Raw genomic sequence first — 25,141 nt, forward strand, 5'->3', positions numbered from 1 at the left:
ATATAATTTTTAATTAGTATAGATATTTTATCTCCAAAGATTAACCCAAATATCCTAAACCTTGGTTCAAAAAACGTGAACTTTAACCTAAAACTCTAAAACTCTAAAACTCTAAAACTCTAAAACTCTAAAACTCTAAAACTCTAAAACTCTAAAACTCTAAAACTCTAAAACTCTAAAACTCTAAAACTCTAAAACTCTAAAACTCTAAAACTCTAAAACTCTAAAACTCTAAATTTTGACTATTTTACATAATATTATATAATATTAATATGTTTTTACTCAAATTTTTTTCTAAAACTAAGCCTACCAAGGAAAAAAATTACTATAAAATCAATCCGGATGAATTCATTCTAATTAGCGAGCATCTTATCAATTCTTCTAGCACCAATCACCAATTACTTGGAATTATTATGGCTTCTGGAATTCCATTAACTCATCTAAAAAATCAAAACATCAAAACTCCTTATAATTTCAAATCTGATATACTTTCTTATACGTTGGACAACGGTTTACAAATTCAAACATATTCTCTAATTTGCTCTAACAAAATTTCTAGGTGCATTGAAAATCTAAACAAAAGTGAACTGCTAGCTATTGGTGCAGACAAAATTAATTATGTGGCAAAAAATATATTTGGTTTTAGAATTACTACTAAACAACTGAAAATTGTTTACTCTTTGATTATAAAGTCTAAAGAAGCGTTACATGAAATCAAATACAACTCTAATTCACAAAACATCTTTTTAGTTAAAACACCTTGTATATTAAATCTATCACAAAAACTCAATTACATTAAATCATTTGCACCTCTAAAGCTCAATCAAAGCAATCTAAATCATTATCTAAACAGTTCTACTGGAACCAAACTTACAATTATTAATCTGATTTCGAATTTTTTCACTGAAAAGGAACCTTGCAAAAATTTGCATAATCTAAAATCATACATTAATGCCAACCTAAGAAAAATAGGCGTTTACAAAAATACCAATGAATTGCAAAAGCGAATTTTTTCTAAAGTCTTTTTTCTTAATTAATTGAGGTGAAAAATTTTTAGTGCGATTATGAAAAGTCAACTAAGCCAACTACAAAAACTATTAATCAAATTAGAAGCACTTACGTTTACAATAGGCCTAAAAAACGAACAATTTAGTCAATATACTCCAGAAACAATTTTGAAAGAATATAACGAACTAATTCAAAAATTCGAAATAACTCAAGATACACCAAAATCATTAGAAATGATTCTCAATAAGCTAGAAAAAATCAAGGTTATAGCTAGATTTTACACTAGAGATATAGAGAATTGTGTTTTAGTCTATTACAAAATTAATTACCCCATACAAACATGTTACACAAAAATAAAGGATCATTACGGGTAATAATGTGACTAGCGTGAACTAAATATGAGTGAAAATTTTGGTAAATTACAAAAGCGAATTATATCTAAAATCTTTTTTCCTAATTAATATTTTTAATTAATTGAGGTGAAAAATTCTTTGCAAGCTAATTCAAATGGCTGCCAATCAGCGACACAACATAAGGAACTAGAATAGAATAATTCAACCAATAATAGTTATTCTGCATAAAATCTCAAACAAATTAATCTCCACCTAAATATCATAGAAATTATAGGTGGAGTATTCTTTGTTATTTTTTGAAAAATTAGTACCAAACACCATTTTTATCAATGGCAGTTTGCACTTCTTTAAGAGAATCTCTAACTAATAGAACTATAGTTGGGGTTTCCTTATATGCTTCGTATGGATGAGATTGTTTTTCGACCTTTGAAATTAAATTTTTTATTTCGTTTTCAATTTTAGCCAATCTGTTTCTTGCATCTATTTCTCTTATGTATATAAAATTTTGTGAAGTTTTTACACTTACTTGAATATAATATAACAAATTTTTAAGGTTGTGTATAAGATTTTCTTTTGTAAACCTTTTAGCCTCTTCTTCAGCTTTAGCTTTAGTAGCGCTGTCGAGGCGTGTAGAATACCTTTGGGTTTGCTTTGTTGAATATAATGTATAATCATTATATATCTCATTAATTGTTTTAATTGCTAAGTTTACATTATATTCAACACTTTTTAGATAAGATTCATATCGATTGCTTAATTTCATTTCATCATAATAATCGTCATAACCATTATAATGCTTGTAATAATCATTATAATCACTCCAATTATAATGATCCTCTTCCTCTATTTCATGCATTGATGAAATAGGAATTGAGCCACTATTCAATCCTAAATTAGAATCGATGGTGAAATCAATTTCATTGCTTTCAATAGTTTCCTTCAATTCACCACTTTCACCTTTAAGAGAAGAGAAATTTAAACTTCCCCCAAGAGTTATTCCTTCATGATCATCTCGTTGCTTTTGTATTTTTTCTTTTCTAGGTTCTTTGGATTGTTCTACCAATAACTTGGAATTTAAGTTATTTTCTTCTGACATTGCAGTTTTTTGTAATAAATCACTATTATTACTATTATTAGTAGACTCTCTTTTTGCAGGATAAGTAGATGTTTCTTTGTTGCCGCCTTTACCGTCTTTGTATTTGTATTTATTTTTATCAACTCCATTTTTGCCTTTCATTAAGATTTTTTTAATATATTCCTCATTAGTATCTAAAATAGAATTCTTATCGTCAAGCAAACCAAGAGATTGCTCTTTCATTTCATTTCTCATGGATAAATCACAACTGATAAAACCAAAAAACAATCCCAAAGCTAAATATTTGTTTTTAACTTTCATGTTTTTTCCTCTCCTTTAAAGTTAATCCTTATGATAATTAATCATAAGGCATTTTAAGTCAGATTACCACCAGAAGTTAATAAACTTTTTTATTAAAAGAAGTAAAATTATTACAATTTTAATTTATCAAATACCTACTTGGTTAAATACTAAGGCTTTTTCTTGCTCTTTTCATAATAATCTTTCTTATAACTTAACATTTTGTTATACAAAAATCTTACACATTTAAACACTCTTGAAAAATATTTCTTTTAATTATTGTTAAGCTACATTCTGTATTTCTAAATTTTATTAGCATTACCATATTTATTAATAAAATATTTTTTTTAATATCTTCTCCTATAAGAATCTATATAGATTATTAGTTATATAACGCAATACATCACCATTTCTATAAAGTAACAAACAAAATATCTCTATTTAGTACAAAAAAATTATATTTACCCTATATAAAGGGTACCCTTGAACTGCTATTTTAAAATTTAAATATATTTTCGAATTCCTTTTTTTGATTCTTAAGCAGATTCTATAATTCACTAAAAAGATTACCTATTCAACTTATCATTAAAATCAATTTTAATGATAAGTTAGTCTATACTACAAACAGCGTAGTTATTTGAACTTATTTCAGTGTGACTACCTATTATTTCAATTTTCAAAAAATAATAATATAGTGGGTATTTAACAAGATTCTTTTTAAAGAGAGTTTGGTTAAGTTCCACTTTTTTTGCAAAAATTTTATTAAAAAAATTAAAATTTAAATAGTGCAAACAACATAGTTAGAACGCTTTACAACTTCATGAGTAGTAATTAAAAATATTTAGTCTAATGAACAACTTTATGAAATAATAATTAAAAATATTTAGGCCAATTTATAATAGAAAAGAGTGGAAATTTTAACAATAGCTTAGAAAAGCTAAACCGCACATTAGAAAGTCTTAAAGATTCAATAGAAAAATCACTAAAAGATATGTAAAAAACTGCTTTCATCGATTAAAATTTTAAATTTAAAGAAAAACCTAGATTTTCATTTAAAAAATACCTTGACTTAACAAAATTTACTTTCAGTTTTATTACTCACATTAAAACCAAAATTTGAAACTTATGCTTTAAGGCATTCCAAGGGATAAATAAATCTAAAGCTTGATTGAAAATTGCATATAGAACAAAGCTTGTACTTAATAATTGTTAAAAACATAGGCACCATTAAAAATGGGTGCCTAAATAAAATAACTAGCTTTTCCAAAATGGAGAGAAATGGAAAAACTATTAAAACCATAAAATTTGCACCTTACAATATACACCATATAAATATATATGGTGTATATTGAACTTTTTTTATTAATGAATTAATCTATATTTATTTCATGAGAATGATAGAAGGATATTTATTTTACAAAGTTTCTGAAGCTCAAGAAATCCTTAAAAACAAATTTGATTATAAAATAACAAAAAGCCATTTAAGATATAAACTAGAGGTTTTCGAATGTTATATCAGAATAGGAAACATAATGATGATTCCAGAAGATTTCTTGAAATATTTAACACTTAGTTTAGTCTTGTTTAAAAAAAACGAAAAATACAAAATAGAAATAAAAAAAGAAATCAAAGAAAAAATGCCTAAGTTTAAAGAATTGATAAAAAAAAATAAATAAATTTATTTTTTAAAACACCTTATATCTTAATTTAAAAATTTTACACTTCTATTATATAGAAAGAAAATTTTATAAAAACGTTTCAATCTTAACCAGAAACATACTATTTTTAAAAAAATTCATTTCAAATTAAAGATTATATTTTAATAAAAAATTTTCTATATCTATTTTATATTCTTTGTCTTCATTAGAAATTAAAACAATCTTTAATAGTTTTAATTTTTTGATTTTATTAAAAACATTTTAGAAAGGGTAACGAACAAGGTATTTTTTACAGTAAAAGGAAATTTTAAATGAAAAAATTTTTCATTAATATTTGGATCTCCAATGTTAAAATCCTTTAATTGTTGCCATTTCTCGCTTGGCAAATTATTTTCTGCCTTGAAACTTGAGCATCTTCAAATCTTTAAAAAATTACACTTTTAAAACCTAGAATTTTATTATCACGAACTATAAAATCAAACTTGTAGCCGGAATTAATAGCTCTCTACAAGCATCTATCAGATAACCTGTCATATTCATATTCTTTTCATGCTCAAGCTCGGGATCCATAAACTCCGATTTTATAAAAACTAGCTCTTTCAAATTGCCATCTTTAAAAAATATGTACAAGTCTCATCAGTAAAGGCTATATCTTTTGATTTTTTAATAATTTTATTATAAATAACATTGGTTTCTGTTTTTTTAAAAAAAACTAAAAAAACAGATTAACAATCATTCGTAAAATAAAATTCTACTCATTAATAATCCATCCATTGATGAAAAATCATATCAAATACACTATAAAAATGCATGCTGTTTCCCCTACTTACCTTGAAAGAATATTTCTTTTTCTCGTTATTTATCTCATCGAAACATTCAATATATACATCAATTCCATTTATTTCTGCCAACTTTCTTAGTATATTTACTTTTTCACCTTCAAAGAATATATCCATACCAAAATTAAAATGATTAATTCCATCAATAAAGTAAGTATTAATTGGATACTCCATCATAGAAACCCCATTAATATATATCTTTTTAAGTATAATCTCTGAACTATTTATAATTTGTATATTAAAATGTAAATCTATGTTTCCCATATGATAATACCTTAAAACAAAGGATCCAAATTTAGTATTTGATGTAAGAATTATACCTAAATTAGATACATTACTTTCATTTATAATAACAACTTCTTCAGAATATTCACTAGAAAAAATAAACACATTGGAAATTAATAAAAACAAAAGTGATAATATTATCACTTTCATACCTTTTATCATTATACTAATCTAAAGAAAAAACAAATAGGATAAAAATTTAAAAAAAGAGAAATCGAATTTTCATATATTTTCATTATTATGATAACCTTTTAATAATTTTATAAAAAGAAAAACAAACTTCATGCTCAAAACGAAATAATCTCTAAAACAAGTTTTAAATTTCATCAATTTTAAAATTGTTTAAATATATTAAATTATATAATACCCAAACCTCTTTTAATATCTCAACTAAAATGTTTTAAAAAAAAACATTTATAAAGTAACCAATAATGCAATTGTGCTAAAAATTATAAACTATTCACCTCTCTTCTCTCTAGAGACTAATTTTAAAATTCGATTAGATATTTTTGTATACAAAAATAGAATTATTATCTTAAAAAAATATATTATTTTCAAATAATATATTGATTTCAGCAACATATATGAAGTATAATACTAGCAAGTGGTGCTATTAACTATAAGCATCCTTAACTTTGGTCGATGTCTATTTTATAGGGCTTAAGATAAATACTCTTAAATTAAGAGCATTTATGGTTAAGCCCTATGTGATTTTATGTTAATAATTAAATTATAAATCTTGTAGAGAGGATCCTTCAATATATAAATATTGAAACTTTAAAAAATATTTGATTAATCAATGATAGATTTTGAAAAGGGTTTCAGTTTTTCATGCCAATCTATATTGGTATTTGATAAAAAATAAAATTATTCCAATATAATTAATTCTTGTATTAATTTCTTTAAAATACAAATTTTTTATGATTTATAATATCAAATTTTTATAAATTAGAGTTAAATACAAATTGATAAGAAACCATATAAAAATCATCTAATCAAAATGTCTGAAAATAACCGGGTTAATTTGGCTACGATTTCTCTAATATTTTTGCTTCTTTCTAAGAAGCTTTCCTCTAAAATTTTTTCTAATTGCTGAAACTCTTTGTTAATAAATAAGTTTATTTTGGCTCTAAATATATACTTTTTGACAATATTAATAAGGAATCCTTAAATGTAGATACTACAAAGGCTTTTAGATCAAGAATAAGTTTTCCAAATCTACTTATGTAAATAAGTAGATTTTTTCCTATAGGCTTTCAAAATGCTTTTTTACATTATTAATAAATTTAGAATTTTAAATATTAAAAAGAAATTCTGGTAATAAATTAATGAGGTCCTTATCGCAACTGAATTCGTTAAAGGTTTTTTATGTAAAGAAAATATCTTGGACATTATTTGTTAAATGTAAAAATGAAAGCCCATCATTTTTACATTTAAGTCCACATTCGACAACTAACATGGGGTAATAATTAAGCAGAATTTGCTATTTTTAACAAAGATTATAAGCATAGAATATTTCCTAACGCTAATCAAAAAAATACTTTTAGGAAACATTTCGATGTGTAAGACCTTTGTATAACAAAATGTTAAGTCTTAGTGAATTACCTTTTCTATAATCTTTGAGTTATAAATAGTATTTCACTTATTCCTATATTTCTTATACTCTTTCATAATCTCATTAAGCAATGCTTCTTTATCTTTAAGTAATTTTTCTAATAAAAAACTAGTAAATTTTGCCTTTGACTTATAATATATGTATGCATTTTCTGTTTTAAGCTGAAATCTTAATGGCCTAATAAAGTTTCGATTGGACTTTTTAATTTTCATCCCTTCTTTATCCTTTAAAAGGAACAAAGAATTTTGTATGCCGTTTTTAATTATATCTTTTTCTTGTACTAATCCTTCTTCTATTGCATTTGCTATTCTTAAATATTCGTAAGCCTGACTTTTTGCTATTTTATAATTCCTAGTAAACATTTCAAAATTTTGGTATCCATCTAATTTATAATATTCTTTATCTTTAATTTCCTTCAGTATTTTCATTGTTTCTATTTTATTATGAATTTCTTTTTGAAAGTTTATCACCAGTCTTTCTTTTAAAAATAGAAAGCGTTCAATTTTATCTTCGTTAAAGCTAATCTCATTTTCACTTTGATTTTTTATAGTATTGATACGATCTTTTATTTTTATATTCATATATTTGAATTTTACACCCATTTTATCTCCTTATTTATTATGAAGTTAAAAGTTTTTCCGATAACTGGAAAAACTTTTCAAGTGTAATTTCATATTCTTTTATGTAATCTTTGTTTAAATCAAAATTATCATTCTCTGCTATTCTTTTATTTAAGTCTTCACGTTCATGAATGAGTCCTAAAAAATTATCATCTTTACTTATTAATTCCAATAAGTGTTTATAAGTATTATTTTTCTTAAAATTAGTTACCATTGGAAAAATTGGTATTTTTAATTTTAATCTTCTTAGGGCAAATTCTAGTAATTGCAAACTTTCTACTGACCACTTTTGAGCAGTCATTGGAATTATTATATAGTGGCTTACAACTAGTACATTTGTTAAAATAATCCCTAAGCTAGGACTGGTGTCTACTATTATATAGTCGTATTTATATTTTAATAGTTCTAAATTGTCTTTTAATCTCGTTTCTTTAAAGGGAATGTTATCGTCGTAAAAAAGGTATAAATATATGTAACTGGGCAATATGTGTAAGTTATTGTTTAGCCTAAAGGTGGAAGAATTTATATTTTTTTTATCTGTTAATACTTCATAAATATTTTGTTTTGAAACATCTACTCCTTGTCTTTCTAAAATATCTGAAAAATAACTTGTGGTTGATGCTTGTGGATCAGCATCAATCAAAAGAACTTTATATTTTTCAGATAGGAGTGTTGAAAAGATGATAGCACTTGTGCTTTTGCCGACACCTCCTTTAATTGAGCCAATAGCAATTATTTTGGTATTTTCTCCATCCATTTGTTTATGATTCCTCCGTTTGGTAATTCTTTTTGATAGAATTCATATACCTCTTTTTCTAGCCTATTTAACATATTGATAAATGCTTGAAAATATTTTTTATTTATCTTTTCTTTCTTTATTAGTCTGGCAAGACTCCTTAAATAACAGAACACACTTCCTTTTTTAAATTTGAATTCTATATAATATATTTTTGAGAATGTATATGATTTTACAATACCATTAACTTTGTATCTTGTAATAATGTTCTTTATAGGTTTTCTGTATCCATAGAAAATTCCTAGAAATTTGTCATTTCCCCTTGTGGAGAATAAGTTGAGTCCTTCTAACTTTTCTTGATTAAACAATTCTCTGAAAAGAATTAAAAATTTGTTTTTTTTATATTTGTTTATTTCAAATCTATGTAGATCCATTAACATTTTGGTGTGATATATTGTTCTACCGCTGAGAATTTCTTTTTTGATGAAAATTTCTGGTTTTCTGCTTTCTCCTATTAGTTCTTTTTTTTGTTTTTAAGTTTTTCTAGTACACTTTTCATCTTAAACTCTTAGTTAAAATAATTTTTTATTATTTTGTTGTTCTACTAGATTAATTATTTCATTATAGTATTGATTATTAAATATTTTTCTGTATTCTAGGTTTTTTGTTTGTCTAAATATTCTTTAATTTTTGATTTCAAATTTATTCTGTTAGTTTTACAACGTAATTGATCTAAAAGTATGTTATAAATGTTGTTTTTTATATTATCTTTATTTTTTTTATTTCAAATTTTTTAGTATTTTTTTTCATTTTTTCCATAATTTTGCTAAGATCTTTATATTTGTTATTTTCCAATATAAAATGGGGTTTATTTTTGTATTTCTGGTATGTTTTTTTTATTTGTATCTTTAGTTTTTCTTTGTCGTAACCTTCTTTTATCAAATTTATTTCTGTTTTTTTTAGAATTGAAATTAAATTTTTTCTTTTATTTTGTAATGATTTTTGTTGATTGTCTTTGATTTCTTTTTTGAAATAGTATTTTTCTTTGCTTATAAGTTTGAAAAGTACTATGGCTTCTTCTTTCTTTAAACCAAGATTGATAATGAATGAAGAAATGTCTTCGCTAAAATTACATTTTTGCGAATATTTTTTTAGTTTTAGTTTGTTAATTTGTATTTCCTTTTTATTATCTTTTTCTTCTTTATTATATTTATTATTAAAACACTCCCCATCTTTTACACTGTCCTTTTTACTATAATTTATTTTAATGTATGAATTAACTCGCTTTTGGAATCTTTCTTTTTTTTATCTCTGAAGTATTGGTTTATTATATTGTAGCAGTCTTTTTTAGAATGTCTAAGAGTATAGTAGATTTCGGTTCCCATATTGATACCCAGATGTCTGTAGTAGTTAATAGTAATGTCAAGCTTTTCTAATTTATAGAAGTAGTTTCTAAGCGTTTTGATTGAAACTTCTTTTTGCCCATTGCGCTTTAAGTTTCCATTAAAATAATAAAGGATATCAGATTGGCAGTATTTTTTTTTGATTTTGTTGACATATTCAATTGTTGCAATTAAAGCAATAAGCTTGTGTTGATATTTACTTTTTGTTTGCGGGGATTTATTAACTTTCACTTTTGCCTCCTCAACTTCGGCTGGTTTTTATACATTCTTATATAATAAAGCAAATTTTTGGATAAGTAAAGTTTATAACTAAAAAATAAAAAGTAAATATTTTTTATGTAAATAGTTGTTTTCCATGCTTAAATGTTGTTAGGGCATCTTTTTTTGATTAAGCTTACTTTGGCTTTCGAAGATGTCCTTAGAAAAACAAAGTAATACATTAAGCTTTTTAAGTTTATGAATTATTAATTCAGGATTGGTTGTTATGCTTTTTGTAGCATCTATTATTAAATAAACTTGAAATCCCAAGTTAATTGCATCAAATATTGTTTCTTTTACACAAAAATCTAATGCCAATCCCGCTATAAATAATGTATTGATTGATTTTTTTTTTAGATAAAACTGAAGGCCTGTTTGTTTCGTTTTTATATAATTATCATAGAAGCCACTATAACTATCGTAGTATCGACTTTTACCTTTAAAAAAAACTTTTTTTATTCTTTTTGTATTTAGACTGTTAGGAAACCTTGAGCCCCAGGTATTCTTGACACAGTGTATGGGCCAAATGCCTCCGTTTTTGTTGCTTGAAAAGCTTACATGATTTTTACAATGCCAATCCTTGGTAGCAAGAACGTTTTTGAAATAATTTTGAAGTTGGTTGATCAAGGGAATTATTTCGTTACTATTAGGTACTGGTAAAGCACCCGATTCTAAAAAATCATTTTGTATATCTATTAAAATAAGTGCACTATTTTCTGTTATTTTAAAAATAAAATTCTCCTTGTCCTTGCGAGATATTTTGATAGTAGGATAATTTTGCCATATTGGGTCATATTTTTAAATATGATTTTTATTAATCATTAGACCTAAGGCAACAATTAATTCTACCTTAAAACGATCCAAATTAAAACATAATGATTATTTTTACTCAAGAATAGTCTATAATAATTTATGTTAATTTTTTCAGTGCGGTTATATTTATCATATAATTATTATTTGCCATAAATCTAAATGAAATTTTTTTATCTTTTAAATAAGAGAACTTTTGAAGTTTAAAGTCAATAGTAAAAGAAATGATTCTTAATAAAAAATAAATAAGTACATAATAAAGCTATCTAAGATGAATTCTTTTTATAGTAAATGTCCTATATTTCTTAGTAGTTGTATGAATTAAAAATTAGGTTGTGCTCTAATTTAGGAGAAGATAGATTTTAATACAATAAAACTAAATTATAATAAAATCATTATTGTAATTTAGTTTTTATGCTTGTGTTTGTAAATTCATTTTATAATGATATTACTTAAATATTTAATTTTCATAAATCAATATAATGATTCAGTATTGAACAATTTTCTAGAAACTATAAAATTAGTATATATTTACTTGTATGTTTGTAGGATGTATGAGAATTTTGGTGGGTGTTTGTATAATAACATTAGCTTTATTGGGTTGTTATTTGCCTGATGAGCAGGAACAATCTGTTCAAACTTTTTTTGAGAATTTAGAAAGAGGTTATGATATAGAGTCTGACGAGATTGTTAATGAAGGCATATTTTCTAATTTAAAATTATATGCGACTGAGCATCGTTTGCTAGTTGATATAAAAAAGACTTTATATCTTTTAAAAGAGGGTAGTGGTCGCGATGTACCCCCATTGCCTGACGATAATGAGGAATATTTTAATAAATTCTTTTTAGATTTAGGTTCTGAGCGATCTAAAGAATTGATTAAGTTGTTTTGCAGGATAAAAAATGAGCAGAATAATAAATTAAAAGTGAAGTTTATTGGCTATATTCATGTATAAGTGAGTTATATTCTTTAGATATTAAGTATTCTTGTGAACAGGCGCATGAGTATGTTGTTTTTATGCCTAGGCCCGCTATTGATCAACAATATTTTAAAGTGAAAAAAGAAATAGAAAAGCATACTTTAAGATGCTTGTAGTTTATTAATTGTAAGATAATTTTCATTTTTAGTATTAATTTTTTATTCCAGGGAAAGATTAGTGAATGAATAAAGGTCGTGATTTCTAAAACCAACGACATTATGTGTGTGTTTTGTTTTTATTATATTTTTTTAACTTTATATTTAATTATTGATAAATATGTGGATAGAAATTAAAAGCACATATTTAATATTAATAAGCTAAAAGACTTTTTTATTCTTATAAAAAATAAACTTTCTTCAATAGATGATAGTTCAATAGGAGCAAATATAGAGTCTTTGCCGAAATCTATTTTCAATTAAAGTAATTACAGTTGTCATATCGCTAAACTCGTCTATATCAGCACATGCTCCGTATAAATCATCCTTGTGCCTGCACATAGTATTTGAAAAAGTACTTGCTACTTAAAAAATTGCCATTTTATTGTACTCGGCTATAGCACTACTCATATAATTAGAATCACTACTCTTAATCTCTAAAAGCTCTATATCGCCATCATTATTTATAAACCATCCATCAATTATTGAGCCTACTGTAAATCGGCATAATTTTTGCACGAGTTCATTTCAAAAACGGCACAAATAATAAATATTGTTTTAATATTCATGATTATTCCTTAAGTTATTATTCCTTAAGTTATTATTCCTTAAGTTATTATTCCTTAAGTTATTATTCCTTAAGTTATTATTCCTTAAGTTATTATTCCTTAAGTTATTATTCCTTAAGTTATTATTCCTTAAGTTATTATTCCTTAAGTTATTATTCCTTAAGTTATTATTCCTTAAGTTATTATTCCTTAAGTTATTATTCCTTAAGTTATTATTCCTTAAGTTATTATTCCTTAAGTTATTATTCCTTAAGTTATTATTCCTTAAGTTATTATTCCTTAAGTTATTATTCCTTAAGTTATTATTCCTTAAGTTATTATTCCTTAAGTTTAGTGCAAATTGGAAATTTAGGCTTAAAATTAAATGATTTTTTATAATTGAGTTAAATTTAGGATGGAGAGGATTATATATGATTATGAAAAATATGAGTATTTTAAATCTATTTTTACTTATATTATTTTTTTGTTCTTGTTTTTTAGAGTCAAAATCTTCAAAAAGTATTAAGGCTAAAATTCTAGATTTTGAGTTAATTGAAAAAAATATTGAAAAAAATATTGAAAAAAATATTGAAAAAAATATTTGTTATGTTGATGAAGAATCTACTACAAACAAAATAAAAGAAGGAGAAGTTTTAGAATTGCTTGCAGGAGGTTATGTTACATGGGTAAAATCTGGTAATTTAAGATCTATAAAAGATAAATACAATAATTTAATCCAAGATCTTAGAGAGCTTAAGTATTCTTATATTTTTTCACCAATCCGATTTAAAACCTTATCATTGTTTGGCTATAATTATTATATTAACGATGATAATTATAAAATATTAATGAATAATGTGCCAATAGCTAAAATCATAGCATTTGAGGCAACTAAAGAGTTTGAAGAAAAATATGAAGTTAAAAACTTAAAATTAATTTCTGAAGGATCAAATATTGATTTTGAGCAATATAGAGTTGGAGTTGCTAAAATTAGTTTAAAAGAAATTTCAAAAGAGCCCGGATATACTATTTCATATAATTTTGGAGTTTTTAATGATGAACTGACAAATTCTTTTAAACTTTTTTATAAAAAAAATAGGTGCAATAATATGCTTGCGCATCTTACTATAAAAGATAAAAAAACTAATGAGAATAAATTATATGAAATTGTGTTAAATGTAAAGTTGTTTCATAATACGGTTAATCAAATATTCTCTAAGTATCCAAAGTTGTCAAATAGGAAATTGGAGAATTCTATTAATGATGAATAATAGTTATTATTCATCATTAATATGATAAGTATAGCTAAACCATGATGAAATTTTAAATCGGATTGGTGAAAAAATATAAGAATACTTAAGCTTTCTAAGATCTTGGATTAAATTATTGTATTTATCTTTTATAGATCTTAAATTACCAGATTTTACCCATGTAACATAACCTCCTGCAAGCAATTCTAAAACTTCTCTCTCTTTTATTTCGATCAACCTAGATTCTTTATCAATAGAAGGAATATTTTTTTTATCTTCTTTAATATCTTTTTTCTTATACTTTTCAATTAGTTCAAAACCCGAAATTCCAGTTTCGATATTTTTAAAAGACTTTGGTACTAAAAAACAAGAATAAAAAAATGATATAAAGAAAAATATATTTAAAATGTTTACTAAAGAGTTTGAAAAAAAATATGAAGTTAAAAGCTTAAAGTTAATTTCTGAAGGACCAGATATTGATTTTGAGCGATATAGAACCGGGTTTGCTTCAATTAGTTTAAAAGAATCTTCAAAAGAGCCCGGTTACATTAATTCATGTAATTTTGGGGTTTTTAGTGATGATTTAACAAATTCCTTTAAACTTCTTTATAAGAATAGTGAATCTTATAATTAAACTTTAAGAAAAACTTTTCAATATATTTCTTTATTTTAAATACATTCCATCAAAAAATGGAATGCTTAAAACATATATCAGTAATACATCTAATTTTAATATTTATTTCAAATAAATATTAAAATTATAAAAAGCCTTCCTTTAACAGAAGACTTTAATTCTAAATAATTAATCTTATTATAAGATATATCTTTTTATTTTCTTATCTATTAAAAATCATAAATCTATTACCAGAACATTATTACCAGAACAGATTTCGTTTTTTGAAGAATCTAAAAAAGATTTTGCTTTTTGAATAAGTTGTTCTATCTTTTTTTTATTTCCCCTGCTTTAACTATCTTAGAAGAAGAGGTATTTAACTGCCTTAAAGCATTATCCATTTCATTTTTTGATTGTCTTGCCAAATTATTATATGTTCTTCTTGACCAATTTTTACGTTCGGTTTTTAATCTTTCAGTAATAGCATCTTTTAAAGTTTTTTGGGCTTTCTCAAAAAAGTACTTTGCAGATTCTCTCTCACTAAGCACAATGTAATAGAAGTCGAAAAGGAACAAATTACTAAAGAAAAAGAGATAATTCAAAAAACTTTAAAAGAGATACTTTATGAGAGGCCTGACGATTCTATAGTATTTAAAATTGCAAAAAATATATATGACAAAGAATTTAAAATATCAAACAAAGAAATTACTCAACATATTTTGGCTAGTATTCTTGAAGAATCAATTATTTTTATTTTAAGAATATTTTTTATTGCATATATTGAAGATAACGACATATTTAAGAAAATATTAGAAGAAAACAAGTTATATAGATCTTCTATATCTTTTAGATATTTTTTTTATGATGAAAATACAAAAAATAAATTAGGATATAAAAAAATAATAACAATTTTTAATTTACTTGATAAAGGAAGTGATTCAATAAAATTTCCTATATTTAATGGGGGATTATTTGCACAAGATAAGGTTAAATATTTAAATAATGAAAATTTATTAAGTATTAGCGAACTTGAAGAAATACTAGTTAAAATACTTTTCTTTGAAGAAGGAAATATTAAAAATAAAAAATTTGTAGAGTATTCAAAGCTAGATCCCAAAAGTTTTGGAGAATTGTACGAAACTCTACTTGAATATGACCTAAGAATTGCAGATACTACTGTTCATCGCATTGTCGAAGACGGCGTTTATCTAATTCGCACTGAAGAAGAGCTTAAAAATAAAAAAGTAAACAAAGTTGCGACATATTTTAAAAACAATATTTATCTTACATCCAGATCCCTTGATAGAAAAAAAAGTGGGGCATATTATACACCCGATGACTTAACTGACTTTATGGTTACATCTGCAATTGAAGAACAGCTTAAAACCAAATCCCCTTTAGATATAAAAATCATTGATAATTCTTGTGGATCAGGTCATTTTTTAATTTCTTGTCTAGATTATTTAACAGAAAAAGTATGGTATGAGCTAAATAAATTTGAAGATGTAAAAAAAGAGCTTGATAAAGAATATAGAGCTATTCTTAAAGAAAGTGAAGAATATGATGTTCAGGACACTATAAGTAAAGAATTAGTGCTTAAAAGGATGCTATTAAAGAAATGTATTTATGGTGTTGATATTAATCCTATTTCAGTTGAAATTACTATGCTAAGTTTGTGGATTAATACCTTCATCTTTGGAACACCACTAAGTTTTATTGAGCATCACATAAAAGTAGGAAATGCTCTGCTAGGGTATACCAAAGATGAATTTTTTGATATTGCAAAAAAAAAATTTGAAAGCGGATTTTCGTTATTTAAAAAAAGAATTAAAGAAATTACAACTATTTTAGAAGATAGCTACCAAAAAATTAAAAGTATTAACGATACTACTAAAGAAGATATAGAAAAATCCAAAAAGATATACAAAGAATATGAGGAAAGTGAAGATACAGATTATTTAAGAATAATGTTTTCTTTAATAAAACTTTATTCATTATCTTTTGACAAATCTTTAAAAATAGAATTTAGTGATATTACAACTGTAATTACTTTAATTGAAAACATATTAAGCAATAAAACTTCTACTGAAGATAAAGAAAAAATAGAGAAAATTAGAAAATTGAGTAGCTATTATAAACTTTTCCACTATGGAGTTGAATTTCCAGATATTCAAGAAGGATTTGATATTGTGATTGGAAATCCTCCATGGGAGGAAACTAAGTTTAATGAAACAGAATTTTTTTCAAAACATATTCCTAATTACAGAAGACTAAGCATAAAAGAACAAAACAAAATAAAACAAGAAATGCTCGGTAAAGATAATCACTCTTTAAATATTGAATACAATGAAGAAAAAAATAGTATAACTGCCATTAACAATATTTATAAATTCGATTTTAAAGACTTTTCTGGTGGTGGAGGCCCCAATCTTTTTAGATATTTTGTTGCATTTAATTTAAAATTAATGAAACCAGGAGGCAATTTAACTTATCTAGCTCCCTCTGGTCTTTGGAGTGAATATAGTTCTAGAGCGATAAGAAAGCATATTTTTAATAACTATAAACTTAACTATATTTATCAATTTGAAAATAAAAAAAGATTTAAAGATGTGGATTCTCGCTTTAAATTTGCAATATTTCAACTTAGCAATATCAAAGCCCCTGCATCAAATTTTAAAGCAAAATTCATGATTCAGGGTAGTGATAATATTTTAAAAGAAACAACTAGAGACTTAAAAGAGGGTAAAGATGATTCTTATAAAGGAATTGAATTAAACATAGACCAAATTAGAAAACTATCTCCTATTCAAGAATCAATAATAGAATTTAGAGATAGCACTGAGCTTAAGCTTATTAACGAGATGTTTAGTCGATTTAGTACTCTATCAGAAGAGTATATTGATTTCACAAGAGGTTTGAACACAAGTATTAATAATCGTAAATCTTTACTAAAAACATATAATAATGAAAACTTTATATTTCTTTATTCTGGAGCCAATATTTATCAGTTTAATTCAAGATTTTTTGCTAGTGATGATGCAAAAGAAAGTTCTAAGCTTTTATGGATAGATAAAGAAGACTTAGAAAAGGTATATTAAATATTTATTTTTTGAGATATAAATTCTTTTTACTTTAAGTAATTTTTAAATATATTTTTCTTTATATCATTTTTTTATTTTTGTTTTCTGGTGTCAGAATCTTAAAAAAGTATTAAGACTGGATTTTAGGTTTTGAGCTAATTGAAGAGGATATTGAAGAAGATAATAACAATAACAATATTTGTTGTGATGATGAAGAATCTAGATTAAATGAGATAAAAGAAGGAAAAGTTTAGGAATCATTTGCAAGAGGTTATGTTATATGGGCAAAATCTGGTAATTTAAGAATTATAAAAGACAAATATAGTAATTTAATTAAAGATCTTAAAGAGCTTAGGTATTCTTATATTTTTCACCCATTCGATTCAAAACATGGCTTAGTTACACTTATTATATTAATTATAATAAGTGTAAAATATTGGGTAATGAAGTACTAATAGCTAGAATAATAGCATTTAAGTCAACTAAAGGGTTTGAAGAAAAAAAATATGAAGTTAAAAGTCTAAAGTTAATTTCTGAAGGACCAGCCAGATATTGATCAAAATCAATATCTGGCTGGTCCTTCAGAAATTAGTTTAAAAAAGGCTTTGAAAGAGTCTGGATGTATTAATTAATCTAATTTTGGAGTTTTTAATGATGATTTAATAAATTCTTTTAAACTAATTTATAAGAAGAGTAAATGTAGCTATATGCTTTGCATCTTACTATAAAAGATAAACAAACTAAAAAGATAAAACCTATGAAATTGCATTAAATCTAAAGCTATTTAATGATGCTGTTAAGCTGATATTTGTTAAGTATTCAAATTTATCAAATGAAAATTAAAGCTTCCTATTGGTGAATAATGAATAATCCAATAGCATATTGAAAATATAAATAATAAAATTCTATTTTATTTAGATTAAAAGTTATTCTTAAGATTTTTTTATGTATGATAGTTATTGGCCTTATTTTTACATTTTTTTGGAGGTCTTTTTGAGTTTAGGTTTTAAGAGGTCCAAAGAATTAATTAACTTATTTGTAAAGATTGAAACAAGATTGGGTTATGATTCATTTAAGGTTCTTATATTGTATTTTTGTATTGTGGATCTCCAGTTTGTTAATGTTTTTTACCCTAATGTTGGGAGGTATATTTTTTACTTAATTTTAAAACTTGATTGATTTAAAGGTATGCGGTATGTATTTTTTTGATGTTTTTTTCTATCTCTTTTAAGATTGAAGTTTTTTGTCAGAGTTTTTATATTCTTTTCATAATTTTTGTTTTCAAAATTGGTTTTTTGATAGATTAAGATAAATTTTACAGTACATTGTTATTATATATTAATCATAGATAGAGTATTTTTTTTGTTTTTATACGAAAATAAGTATTTTGCTTTTAATACGACTTAAAAATTATATTTTAGTATAAAATTTTCTATATCAATTTTATATTTTTTATCTTCATTAGTAATTAAAATAATCTTTATTCGTTTTAACTTTTTAAGTTTAGTAAAAAATGCTTTAGAAATAGCGACATCTAAAGTGTTTTCTACTAAAACAGGGAATTTTAAATGAAAAAATTTCTTTTTAAGATTAACATCTCCTATGTTATAAGCCTTTAATATTTGCCATTTTTCACTTGGTATATTATTTTCATGGGTAGAAGCTTGTTCATTCTCTAATCCTTCGAAAATTACATTTTTAAAACCTAAAATTTTATTATCATGCACTGTGAAATTAAAACTGTAATTAGGATTCATTGCTTTATATGAATCTGTCAAATAGCCCGTTCCATTAATATTGTTTTCAAGCTCAGGAATTATCCATCTTGATTTAAAAAAAACCATTTTTTTTAAATCACCTTTTTTAAAACGGTATCTATAAGTTTCTTCAATGTAAGTTCCATCATTATAATCAACCTTTTCAATCTTTTTATTATAAAATCCGTTTCTATCTTGTTTTACGAGTAAAAAGGAAACTAAAAAAATACAAATTAATAGTAACCCACAAAATAATATTTTGCCCATTAATAATTATCCTATCTTGCAACCAACATGTCATAAGAATTAAAAAAATCTATACTATTTTTCTTGCTTGCTTTAAAAGTATATTTTTTTTCCTCATTAGTTTTTTCATCAAAATATTCCAGGTATACTTCGATTCCATTCACTTTTGCTGATTTTTTTATTTGATTAAATAGCTCAAGCTCAGTTTGTTTAAATGTATATATATCAGAAGAAAAACTATTAATTCCCCGAATAGGCGTAGAATTTATTGGAGACTCTATTATAGAAACCCCATTAATATACCACTTATTAAGTACAAGCTTTGTGTTATTTGCAATTTTCACATTAAACTCTAAATCTATGTATTCCTTTAAATGACTTAAAGTAAAAGTTCCAAATTTGGTTTTTAACATAAGCAATAAAGTTAAACTAGACTTATTACTAGCATTTGAAATAACAACTTCTTCAAATACTTCTTCATTAGAAAAAAGTGTTATGCTGGGAATTAATAAAAAAAACATTAATAGCGCTATTACTCTCATACCTTTTATCATTATACTATTATCAATCAGGAATATATATATTATTGATAAATTTAACCATTATTGTGCAAAAAAGTTAAAAAATAGCTAAAGATCATTTATTGATGAAAAATTTAATTTTTTTAAAAAATTGCAATATATTTAAAATTATAAAAAATTAATTTATATAATTTTAATAATAATGATATAAAGGGAATAAAATGAAAATAAAAAGTATTTATTGCAAAATAGTATTTTTAACACTTTTAATTTTTATTTCGGCCTGCAGCCAAGACAGTCAAAATAAAAAGGATAAAGATAAAGTATTGAACTATTCAGAAGGGGTTGATACTTTGTATTTACATTCAACTGTTAAGGTTGAAGTTGACTTTCATTCCGGATCACTGTTCTTGGACAGTATTGACTCTGCGATTCATGATCTTTACAAAGCTGATGTGTTAGAAAATACTAAATTTTTCAATTCCTCAACAGTAGAGGACATAAGATTTAAAAACGACATTGCTTCAAAACCACCTGCTCATATTTACTATGTAAAAAGAGTGCTCAATGAAAATAAATTTTTTACAATAGGACTGCGTATACCTAGTCCTATTGTTGGCAACTTGGGACAGCTAGAAATAGTGGTAAGAGCATATGATCTTGCTCCTCAAGGATTCTCTTAGTATACAGAGTTAACCATCACGAATGAGACGATCATGGCTTGCTTAAACGACGATATTATAGATTTGTTGATTCTACAATAGAAAACATTTACGGGGCAGAGACCAGCAGTATAAAACTAAAAAATATCAGTAAACACTTAGATACTGAAATGAATATAACTGTAGTTGATAATTCGATTAGAATTTCTAAATTTGCAAATACAGTTCTTAGTGCATTGCAAATTGAGCCCGACAATGCTTCGGAAATTATGAAGCCCTATTTTGAAGAGTCTGTGTCAGCTGTAGTTTTTTAGCTCTTGCTCCCTTATTAGACTATAGAATTGAAGAAGCAGTTTTCCAGCTAGTTAGAACCGACCATTTTTCAAAACCATTGCAAATTCATAATTATTCAAAAATGATGAGACAATGGGAAGAACTAAGTTACTGGCAGTATACATTGCACTTAATCCAGATCAAGATGTCAGACAACCTGGTAAACGGTCTATACGTCCCCAAAGCCCAATGGTTTTCATGAATATAATCAAGTATAAATAATTACCATTTAATATATTGCTTTTGTAAAGCGTTGAACAACTATTTTTAAATCGAAGATTATAGAAATAGTTGTTTATTTGATAATATGTCCTTTTCCTGCTTTCGTGCTTCTTCAACTTTTTCTTTCATTTGATCGTAAAGTGTATTTAAATGGGATCTAAGCTTAGAAACATCTGTTTTTATAAGATTTTTATCAGTTTGATAATCTAATAAAATTTGTTTTGCCGTTTCTGATACAAATTTTATTGTAGATAATATTGTGTCAAATGATTTTTTAAGATTCTTTAAATCTGAAATATCTAGTTTATCTAAAGCATCTTTTTTGGGGTGTAAGAAATCAATTGAATTGTCAATAGCACCCCCAAGATAGTTAAAGGTGGCTAACAACGATTCATATATACCTGCTATACTTATAATATTTGAAAATTCCTTTAATTCGTTATCATCAATAAGGCTTAAAAGAGCGTAAACACGTCTTCTATATCTAACAGATCTATCAGTATTACTGGATATAGTTTCCCCGTTTAGTCCCGTCCAACTCAAGTCATTAAAAGCGGATATTCCGTATTGATCTGAAGGTTCTTTTTCCATTTTTTTTATATACGTTTTTTTATGCTCATTAGCTGATTCTATTGAATTGATTAAATTATTAAGTATTTCTGCTTTTTCTTTTTCTGCTTTTTCTTTTTGGGTAGTAGCTACTTCTGAATTAGATTTTGAGTTCTTCTCATTAGATAGGTACTTAATAAACTCTGGATTAGATTTAAAATCTGGAGTGCAAGCATTTAAGAATAGAAAAATAAATATATTTACAATTATATAATATTTCACAAACATTCTCCTTGCGTGTGGTGTGCCCTTTAGTATAGCTTAATATTTAATTTAATTCAATTCAATATTAAATATTAAGTTAATAATATTAAAAAATACTTTACATTAATCTCTTAGGTTTTGAACCCAGTTTTAGTGAACTATTATTTCTAAATCAAAGATTATAAAATTAGTAGTTCACTTTTATTGTTATTTTTAGTATCTAAACACTCAATTGCTACTGAAATGTAATATTATATCATCAGTATCTTTTTCTACTACTACATTTTTAATAATTTCATTGTTTTTAATATTCACATGTAGCTATAACTTTACAAATCCTATTTTAGATAGATTTATATAATCATTTTCTATTCTTATAGAGTTTTTTTGATTATTAGTTCTATAGGTTTGTCTATTTTTCTTACTTTTATATTTAGGAAATTCTTGTGTTCTATTTTCTTTTTTAATTTCTCTAAAAAATTACTATATGCAGAATTTTAATCAATTCATGTGCTAGAAAGAGCTAAACTATTAACTTCCTTTGGAAATGGAAATTCATTTCTAAAATTACTTGGATTAACACTAAGACTTTTCTTATTCTTTTCATAATAGTCTTTTTTATCACTTAACATTTTGTTATACAAAAATCTTACACATCCAAATACTTTTGAAAAATATTTTTTTTGGTTAGTGTTGGGATATATTCTATATTTATAAGCTTTATTAGCACTCATTATTTTTTAAATTATTATATTATATAAATCAGAGTGGTATGGATCCCACTTGCATAAAGCAGATAGATATTTCCCATCAAGTAAGCTATGCAACAATTGCGGTATTAAAAATACAACTCTAAAATTAAAGTGATACTAGGTGGACTTGTAGTGGCTGCAATACTTTGCATGATAGGGATATAAATGCGGCTCTAAATCTTAAAAATTATTACAAAGAAATAAAAACTAAGGCAGGAACTGCCTGAAGTTAAGCTTGTGGACCATGCTTTAGTGGATGATCGTTCTTTTAGAACCTAAAAAGCTATCATGGGATGAAACAAGAAGCTATTTCTATAATCTTTGATTTAGAAATAGTAGTTCACAACGGATATTTCTTTTTACAATTAAATCCAAAAAAAATAGAAATAAGCAAGTTGAGGTTGTAATTATCAATTACAGTATTATTATAATAATAATTATTTTTTGATAAATAACGCTTTAAATATGTTGACTTTGTTGGGGTTTAAATAAAAAAAAATAAATTTTCGACCAATCGTTAGTTTTTTTTCATAAAATAAAGGTTGTACAAAATGAGCCGTGACGTTTTTTTTACTATAAAGGGTACACTTTCTAATTTGAAATTGAGCGGCGGTTGAATATTGTGTTTTAGGTGATATGCGCCGGGTTATAGACCACCTCCAAAATAATAACTTTTTAGTGTATCAACCCGATGATTCTAATTCTTTAGCGGATCAATCCGATGGCTCTAATTTTTTATGGCCTCTGTTTGAAGATTATGATGAAAATGATTTTGACGAGTTTTTTACAAAATTGGGTCCCAATAGGGCTAAAGAGTTGATTAATCTATTTTGCAAATTGAAAATACGTGTAAGTAACAGTGTATTTAAAACAGAAGTTTTTTTCTTGTATCTGTGTATCAAGGATACTTGTTTAGTAAATCTTTTGTATTTCGATGATGATGAACATAATTGTTTTGATTTAGATACACCTACTTTAAGCGAGTTTTATAGGAAGATAAAGCGGTCTTTAGAGATAAAATTGAAAGATTTTAGTGTAAAACAATTTTAATTTTAATAAAATTAAAGATATAAATATATAAATAAGTGCTATAATTGAATTTATATCCTTTTATAAAAAACCATAGTGATTATTAACCTTAGACCCAAATATAAAAGTTTCTATAGGCCCTAATACATTATGTAAAAATAGTTTTAGGTTTTTAGTTCACGCTAGCCACATTATTATGTATAATGTGGCTTAATTTTGGAATAACATGTTTGTATAGGGCAGTTAATTTTGTAATAGGCTAAAATACAGTCCTTATCTATAGTGTAGAATTTAGCTATAATTTTTATTTTTTGTAGTTTATTGAGTTTTTTTTCCATTATTGTTATTGTAGAAATAGCCAAATCAACTTTTTTAAGCTCCTCATTGTAGCATTGTAGGATATTTTCTGGAGTATATTGACTAAATTGGGTATTCATTAGTTCTATTGTGAAGATAAGAATTTCTAATTCAATTTGCGATTTGTTGATTAATTGATTTTTCATAAATTATCTATGAATTTGATTTTGTTATCACCAGGTTGATGTACTGGTTTTAGGTTTTTATGGGCGTTAGTCACATCATCATTCATAATGATCCTTAATTATGGTATAGCATTTTTCTAAAGGATAGTTAAGAGTATAATAAAGCTTAAATATATTGTTTTCTTTCTTATATTTGTTAGTTATAAGTTGTAATTCTTGTTCTAGTATATCAATATATTCTTGTACTTTGTTTGAATCAATTTCCATTTTATTAAGAGAGATAAATTCTTTGATACTGATATTTGTCATACTATTCAGATAGTATCTATTATAGTATCCAACACCACTGTAGCGGTCTATGTATTCTATTCTTGTAATACAAAGTATTAATCTATAATATGGCTTATTATGATAATTTTCATAGTTTGTTGTTTTGAAAAATTTTCTTTGCAGCATACCCCCCCCCAAAAAAAAATTTTAATACACAGTTGTTATAATAATTATATATCTTTTAATAAGATTATTACTTTTCAAGTGGTTGATGCAAGAATTTGCAATTCAAATTGAAGCAGCTTATTATTAAATAATCTAGCATAAATTTTTTTTGAATTTAGTATTATGATTATTAGTGTACCATAAAAGTTAGTGTTCTTTATAAAGTTAAAAATTGATAAATAATAGTTAAGCCAAATGGGTAAAGTTTGGATCCAAAATATTTATACTATTAAACAATTAATT

Annotated in this window: 22 protein-coding genes and 12 pseudogenes; 13 read left to right on the top strand and 21 right to left on the bottom strand. The window is 24.9% G+C overall.

The annotated features are described in order from the left end of the window. The first annotated feature begins 272 nt into the window (after positions 1-272). Entirely contained in the window at positions 273-1,037 is a 765-nt protein-coding gene (locus QIA21_RS05890; RefSeq protein ID WP_418905673.1) for a hypothetical protein, read from the top strand. Positions 1,038-1,064: 27 nt separating this feature from the next. Continuing rightward, positions 1,065-1,382, top strand: a complete 318-nt coding sequence (locus QIA21_RS05895) for a plasmid maintenance protein (protein ID WP_418905674.1) — start codon at positions 1,065-1,067, stop codon at positions 1,380-1,382. 283 nt (positions 1,383-1,665) lie between these two features. Here QIA21_RS05895 and QIA21_RS05900 read toward each other — a convergent pair whose 3' ends face one another. Together QIA21_RS05900 and QIA21_RS05905 are read right to left on the bottom strand one after the other, a co-directional pair. After that, positions 1,666-2,757: a ferrous iron transporter A gene (locus QIA21_RS05900; RefSeq protein WP_418905675.1), complete on the bottom strand. Its 1,092-nt coding sequence runs from the start codon at positions 2,755-2,757 to the stop codon at positions 1,666-1,668. Between the two features lie 158 nt (positions 2,758-2,915). Then, positions 2,916-3,008, bottom strand: a pseudogene (locus tag QIA21_RS05905) (helix-turn-helix domain-containing protein); the annotation flags it as partial. Positions 3,009-4,124: 1,116 nt separating this feature from the next. Between QIA21_RS05905 and QIA21_RS05910 the strand changes: the two are divergent. Beyond that, a complete protein-coding gene (locus QIA21_RS05910) occupies positions 4,125-4,412 on the top strand; it encodes a hypothetical protein (RefSeq protein WP_091973723.1) in 288 nt (95 codons plus the stop codon). A gap of 129 nt (positions 4,413-4,541) precedes the next feature. On the opposite strand, the pseudogene QIA21_RS05915 reads toward QIA21_RS05910, so the two are convergent. From QIA21_RS05915 to QIA21_RS05930, 4 genes and pseudogenes are all read right to left on the bottom strand, one after another. Further along, positions 4,542-4,780: pseudogene (locus QIA21_RS05915) on the bottom strand (hypothetical protein). A gap of 38 nt (positions 4,781-4,818) precedes the next feature. Continuing rightward, complete coding sequence (locus QIA21_RS05920; protein ID WP_418905689.1) at positions 4,819-4,893, bottom strand: hypothetical protein; 75 nt, start codon at positions 4,891-4,893, stop codon at positions 4,819-4,821. Then, complete coding sequence (locus QIA21_RS05925; protein ID WP_418905676.1) at positions 4,863-4,997, bottom strand: hypothetical protein; 135 nt, start codon at positions 4,995-4,997, stop codon at positions 4,863-4,865. Before QIA21_RS05925 ends, QIA21_RS05920 begins: the two co-directional genes overlap by 31 nt. A gap of 155 nt (positions 4,998-5,152) precedes the next feature. After that, positions 5,153-5,680, bottom strand: a complete 528-nt coding sequence (locus QIA21_RS05930) for a hypothetical protein (protein ID WP_418905677.1) — start codon at positions 5,678-5,680, stop codon at positions 5,153-5,155. 1,350 nt (positions 5,681-7,030) lie between these two features. Here QIA21_RS05930 and QIA21_RS05935 point away from each other — a divergent pair. Next, entirely contained in the window at positions 7,031-7,084 is a 54-nt protein-coding gene (locus QIA21_RS05935) for a hypothetical protein (RefSeq protein WP_418905690.1), read from the top strand. A 72-nt stretch (positions 7,085-7,156) separates the two neighbouring features. On the opposite strand, the gene QIA21_RS05940 is transcribed toward QIA21_RS05935, so the two are convergent. From QIA21_RS05940 to QIA21_RS05960, 5 genes and pseudogenes are all read right to left on the bottom strand, one after another. After that, a complete protein-coding gene (locus QIA21_RS05940; RefSeq protein ID WP_418905678.1) occupies positions 7,157-7,735 on the bottom strand; it encodes a chromosome replication/partitioning protein in 579 nt (192 codons plus the stop codon). A 16-nt stretch (positions 7,736-7,751) separates the two neighbouring features. Then, positions 7,752-8,510, bottom strand: coding sequence for a ParA family protein (locus QIA21_RS05945; RefSeq protein ID WP_418905679.1), 759 nt, complete (start codon positions 8,508-8,510; stop codon positions 7,752-7,754). Then, positions 8,486-9,048, bottom strand: a pseudogene (locus tag QIA21_RS05950) (DUF226 domain-containing protein). Before QIA21_RS05950 ends, QIA21_RS05945 begins: the two are co-directional and overlap by 25 nt. A 200-nt stretch (positions 9,049-9,248) precedes the next feature. Further along, a pseudogene (locus tag QIA21_RS05955) lies at positions 9,249-10,123 on the bottom strand (plasmid maintenance protein). Between the two features lie 138 nt (positions 10,124-10,261). Further along, positions 10,262-10,936 carry an isochorismatase family protein gene (locus QIA21_RS05960; protein WP_418905691.1) on the bottom strand — a complete coding sequence of 225 codons (675 nt, stop codon included), beginning with the start codon at positions 10,934-10,936 and terminating at the stop codon, positions 10,262-10,264. 578 nt (positions 10,937-11,514) lie between these two features. On the opposite strand from QIA21_RS05960, the pseudogene QIA21_RS05965 reads away from it, so the two are divergent. Beyond that, a pseudogene (locus tag QIA21_RS05965) lies at positions 11,515-12,056 on the top strand (P52 family lipoprotein). A 255-nt stretch (positions 12,057-12,311) separates the two neighbouring features. Here QIA21_RS05965 and QIA21_RS05970 read toward each other — a convergent pair. Both QIA21_RS05970 and QIA21_RS05975 read right to left on the bottom strand, forming a co-directional pair. After that, the gene (locus tag QIA21_RS05970; protein WP_418905680.1) at positions 12,312-12,437 is read right to left on the bottom strand and encodes a DUF228 domain-containing protein; all 126 of its coding nucleotides are present in this window, start codon (positions 12,435-12,437) and stop codon (positions 12,312-12,314) included. After that, positions 12,424-12,590 (bottom strand): annotated as a pseudogene (locus QIA21_RS05975) (DUF244 domain-containing protein); the annotation flags it as partial. The pseudogene QIA21_RS05975 and the gene QIA21_RS05970, both read right to left, overlap by 14 nt. A gap of 487 nt (positions 12,591-13,077) precedes the next feature. On the opposite strand from QIA21_RS05975, the gene QIA21_RS05980 reads away from it, so the two are divergent. Then, entirely contained in the window at positions 13,078-13,914 is an 837-nt protein-coding gene (locus QIA21_RS05980; RefSeq protein WP_418905692.1) for a S2/P23 family protein, read from the top strand. A gap of 12 nt (positions 13,915-13,926) precedes the next feature. On the opposite strand, the pseudogene QIA21_RS05985 reads toward QIA21_RS05980, so the two are convergent. Then, positions 13,927-14,352 (bottom strand): annotated as a pseudogene (locus QIA21_RS05985) (BB0158 famile outer surface lipoprotein); the annotation flags it as partial. Here QIA21_RS05985 and QIA21_RS05990 point away from each other — a divergent pair. Further along, positions 14,306-14,512, top strand: a pseudogene (locus QIA21_RS05990) (BB0158 famile outer surface lipoprotein); the annotation flags it as partial. The pseudogenes QIA21_RS05985 and QIA21_RS05990 overlap by 47 nt on opposite strands. Positions 14,513-14,832: 320 nt before the next feature. On the opposite strand, the gene QIA21_RS05995 reads toward QIA21_RS05990, so the two are convergent. Continuing rightward, on the bottom strand, positions 14,833-15,054 hold the full coding sequence (locus QIA21_RS05995; protein ID WP_418905681.1) for a P12 family lipoprotein: 222 nt from the start codon (positions 15,052-15,054) through the stop codon (positions 14,833-14,835). Here QIA21_RS05995 and QIA21_RS06000 point away from each other — a divergent pair. Then, positions 15,007-17,598 (top strand): annotated as a pseudogene (locus QIA21_RS06000) (Eco57I restriction-modification methylase domain-containing protein); the annotation flags it as partial. The gene QIA21_RS05995 and the pseudogene QIA21_RS06000 sit on opposite strands and share 48 nt — an antisense overlap. 320 nt (positions 17,599-17,918) lie before the next feature. Next, positions 17,919-18,013 (top strand): annotated as a pseudogene (locus QIA21_RS07615) (S2/P23 family protein); the annotation flags it as partial. A 976-nt stretch (positions 18,014-18,989) separates the two neighbouring features. Here QIA21_RS07615 and bptA read toward each other — a convergent pair. Together bptA and QIA21_RS06010 are read right to left on the bottom strand one after the other, a co-directional pair. Further along, positions 18,990-19,610 carry a virulence-associated protein BptA gene (gene bptA / locus QIA21_RS06005; RefSeq protein ID WP_091973696.1) on the bottom strand — a complete coding sequence of 207 codons (621 nt, stop codon included), beginning with the start codon at positions 19,608-19,610 and terminating at the stop codon, positions 18,990-18,992. 11 nt (positions 19,611-19,621) lie between these two features. Beyond that, entirely contained in the window at positions 19,622-20,143 is a 522-nt protein-coding gene (locus QIA21_RS06010) for a hypothetical protein (RefSeq protein ID WP_418905682.1), read from the bottom strand. A 188-nt stretch (positions 20,144-20,331) separates the two neighbouring features. Between QIA21_RS06010 and QIA21_RS06015 the strand changes: the two genes are divergently transcribed. Both QIA21_RS06015 and QIA21_RS06020 read left to right on the top strand, forming a co-directional pair. Further along, a complete protein-coding gene (locus QIA21_RS06015) occupies positions 20,332-20,793 on the top strand; it encodes a hypothetical protein (protein ID WP_418905683.1) in 462 nt (153 codons plus the stop codon). A 38-nt stretch (positions 20,794-20,831) separates the two neighbouring features. Next, entirely contained in the window at positions 20,832-21,086 is a 255-nt protein-coding gene (locus tag QIA21_RS06020; protein WP_418905684.1) for a hypothetical protein, read from the top strand. Positions 21,087-21,384: 298 nt separating this feature from the next. Here the strand turns inward: QIA21_RS06020 and QIA21_RS06025 are convergent, their stop codons facing one another. Together QIA21_RS06025 and QIA21_RS06030 are read right to left on the bottom strand one after the other, a co-directional pair. After that, a complete protein-coding gene (locus tag QIA21_RS06025) occupies positions 21,385-22,158 on the bottom strand; it encodes a CRASP family complement regulator-acquiring lipoprotein (protein ID WP_418905685.1) in 774 nt (257 codons plus the stop codon). A 176-nt stretch (positions 22,159-22,334) separates the two neighbouring features. Then, a pseudogene (locus QIA21_RS06030) lies at positions 22,335-22,874 on the bottom strand (RNA-guided endonuclease InsQ/TnpB family protein); the annotation flags it as partial. A 22-nt stretch (positions 22,875-22,896) separates the two neighbouring features. Between QIA21_RS06030 and QIA21_RS06035 the strand changes: the two are divergent. Both QIA21_RS06035 and QIA21_RS06040 read left to right on the top strand, forming a co-directional pair. Further along, positions 22,897-23,119 (top strand): annotated as a pseudogene (locus tag QIA21_RS06035) (zinc ribbon domain-containing protein); the annotation flags it as partial. A 409-nt stretch (positions 23,120-23,528) separates the two neighbouring features. After that, a complete protein-coding gene (locus QIA21_RS06040; RefSeq protein ID WP_418905686.1) occupies positions 23,529-23,942 on the top strand; it encodes a P52 family lipoprotein in 414 nt (137 codons plus the stop codon). Between the two features lie 173 nt (positions 23,943-24,115). Here QIA21_RS06040 and QIA21_RS06045 read toward each other — a convergent pair whose 3' ends face one another. Together QIA21_RS06045 and QIA21_RS06050 are read right to left on the bottom strand one after the other, a co-directional pair. Next, positions 24,116-24,424, bottom strand: a complete 309-nt coding sequence (locus tag QIA21_RS06045; RefSeq protein ID WP_418905687.1) for a plasmid maintenance protein — start codon at positions 24,422-24,424, stop codon at positions 24,116-24,118. 78 nt (positions 24,425-24,502) lie between these two features. Next, positions 24,503-24,859: a hypothetical protein gene (locus QIA21_RS06050; protein ID WP_418905688.1), complete on the bottom strand. Its 357-nt coding sequence runs from the start codon at positions 24,857-24,859 to the stop codon at positions 24,503-24,505. Between the last annotated feature and the right edge of the window lie 282 nt (positions 24,860-25,141).

The sequence above is a fragment of the Borreliella japonica genome (assembly GCF_030438115.2).
Lineage (GTDB): Bacteria > Spirochaetota > Spirochaetia > Borreliales > Borreliaceae > Borreliella > Borreliella japonica.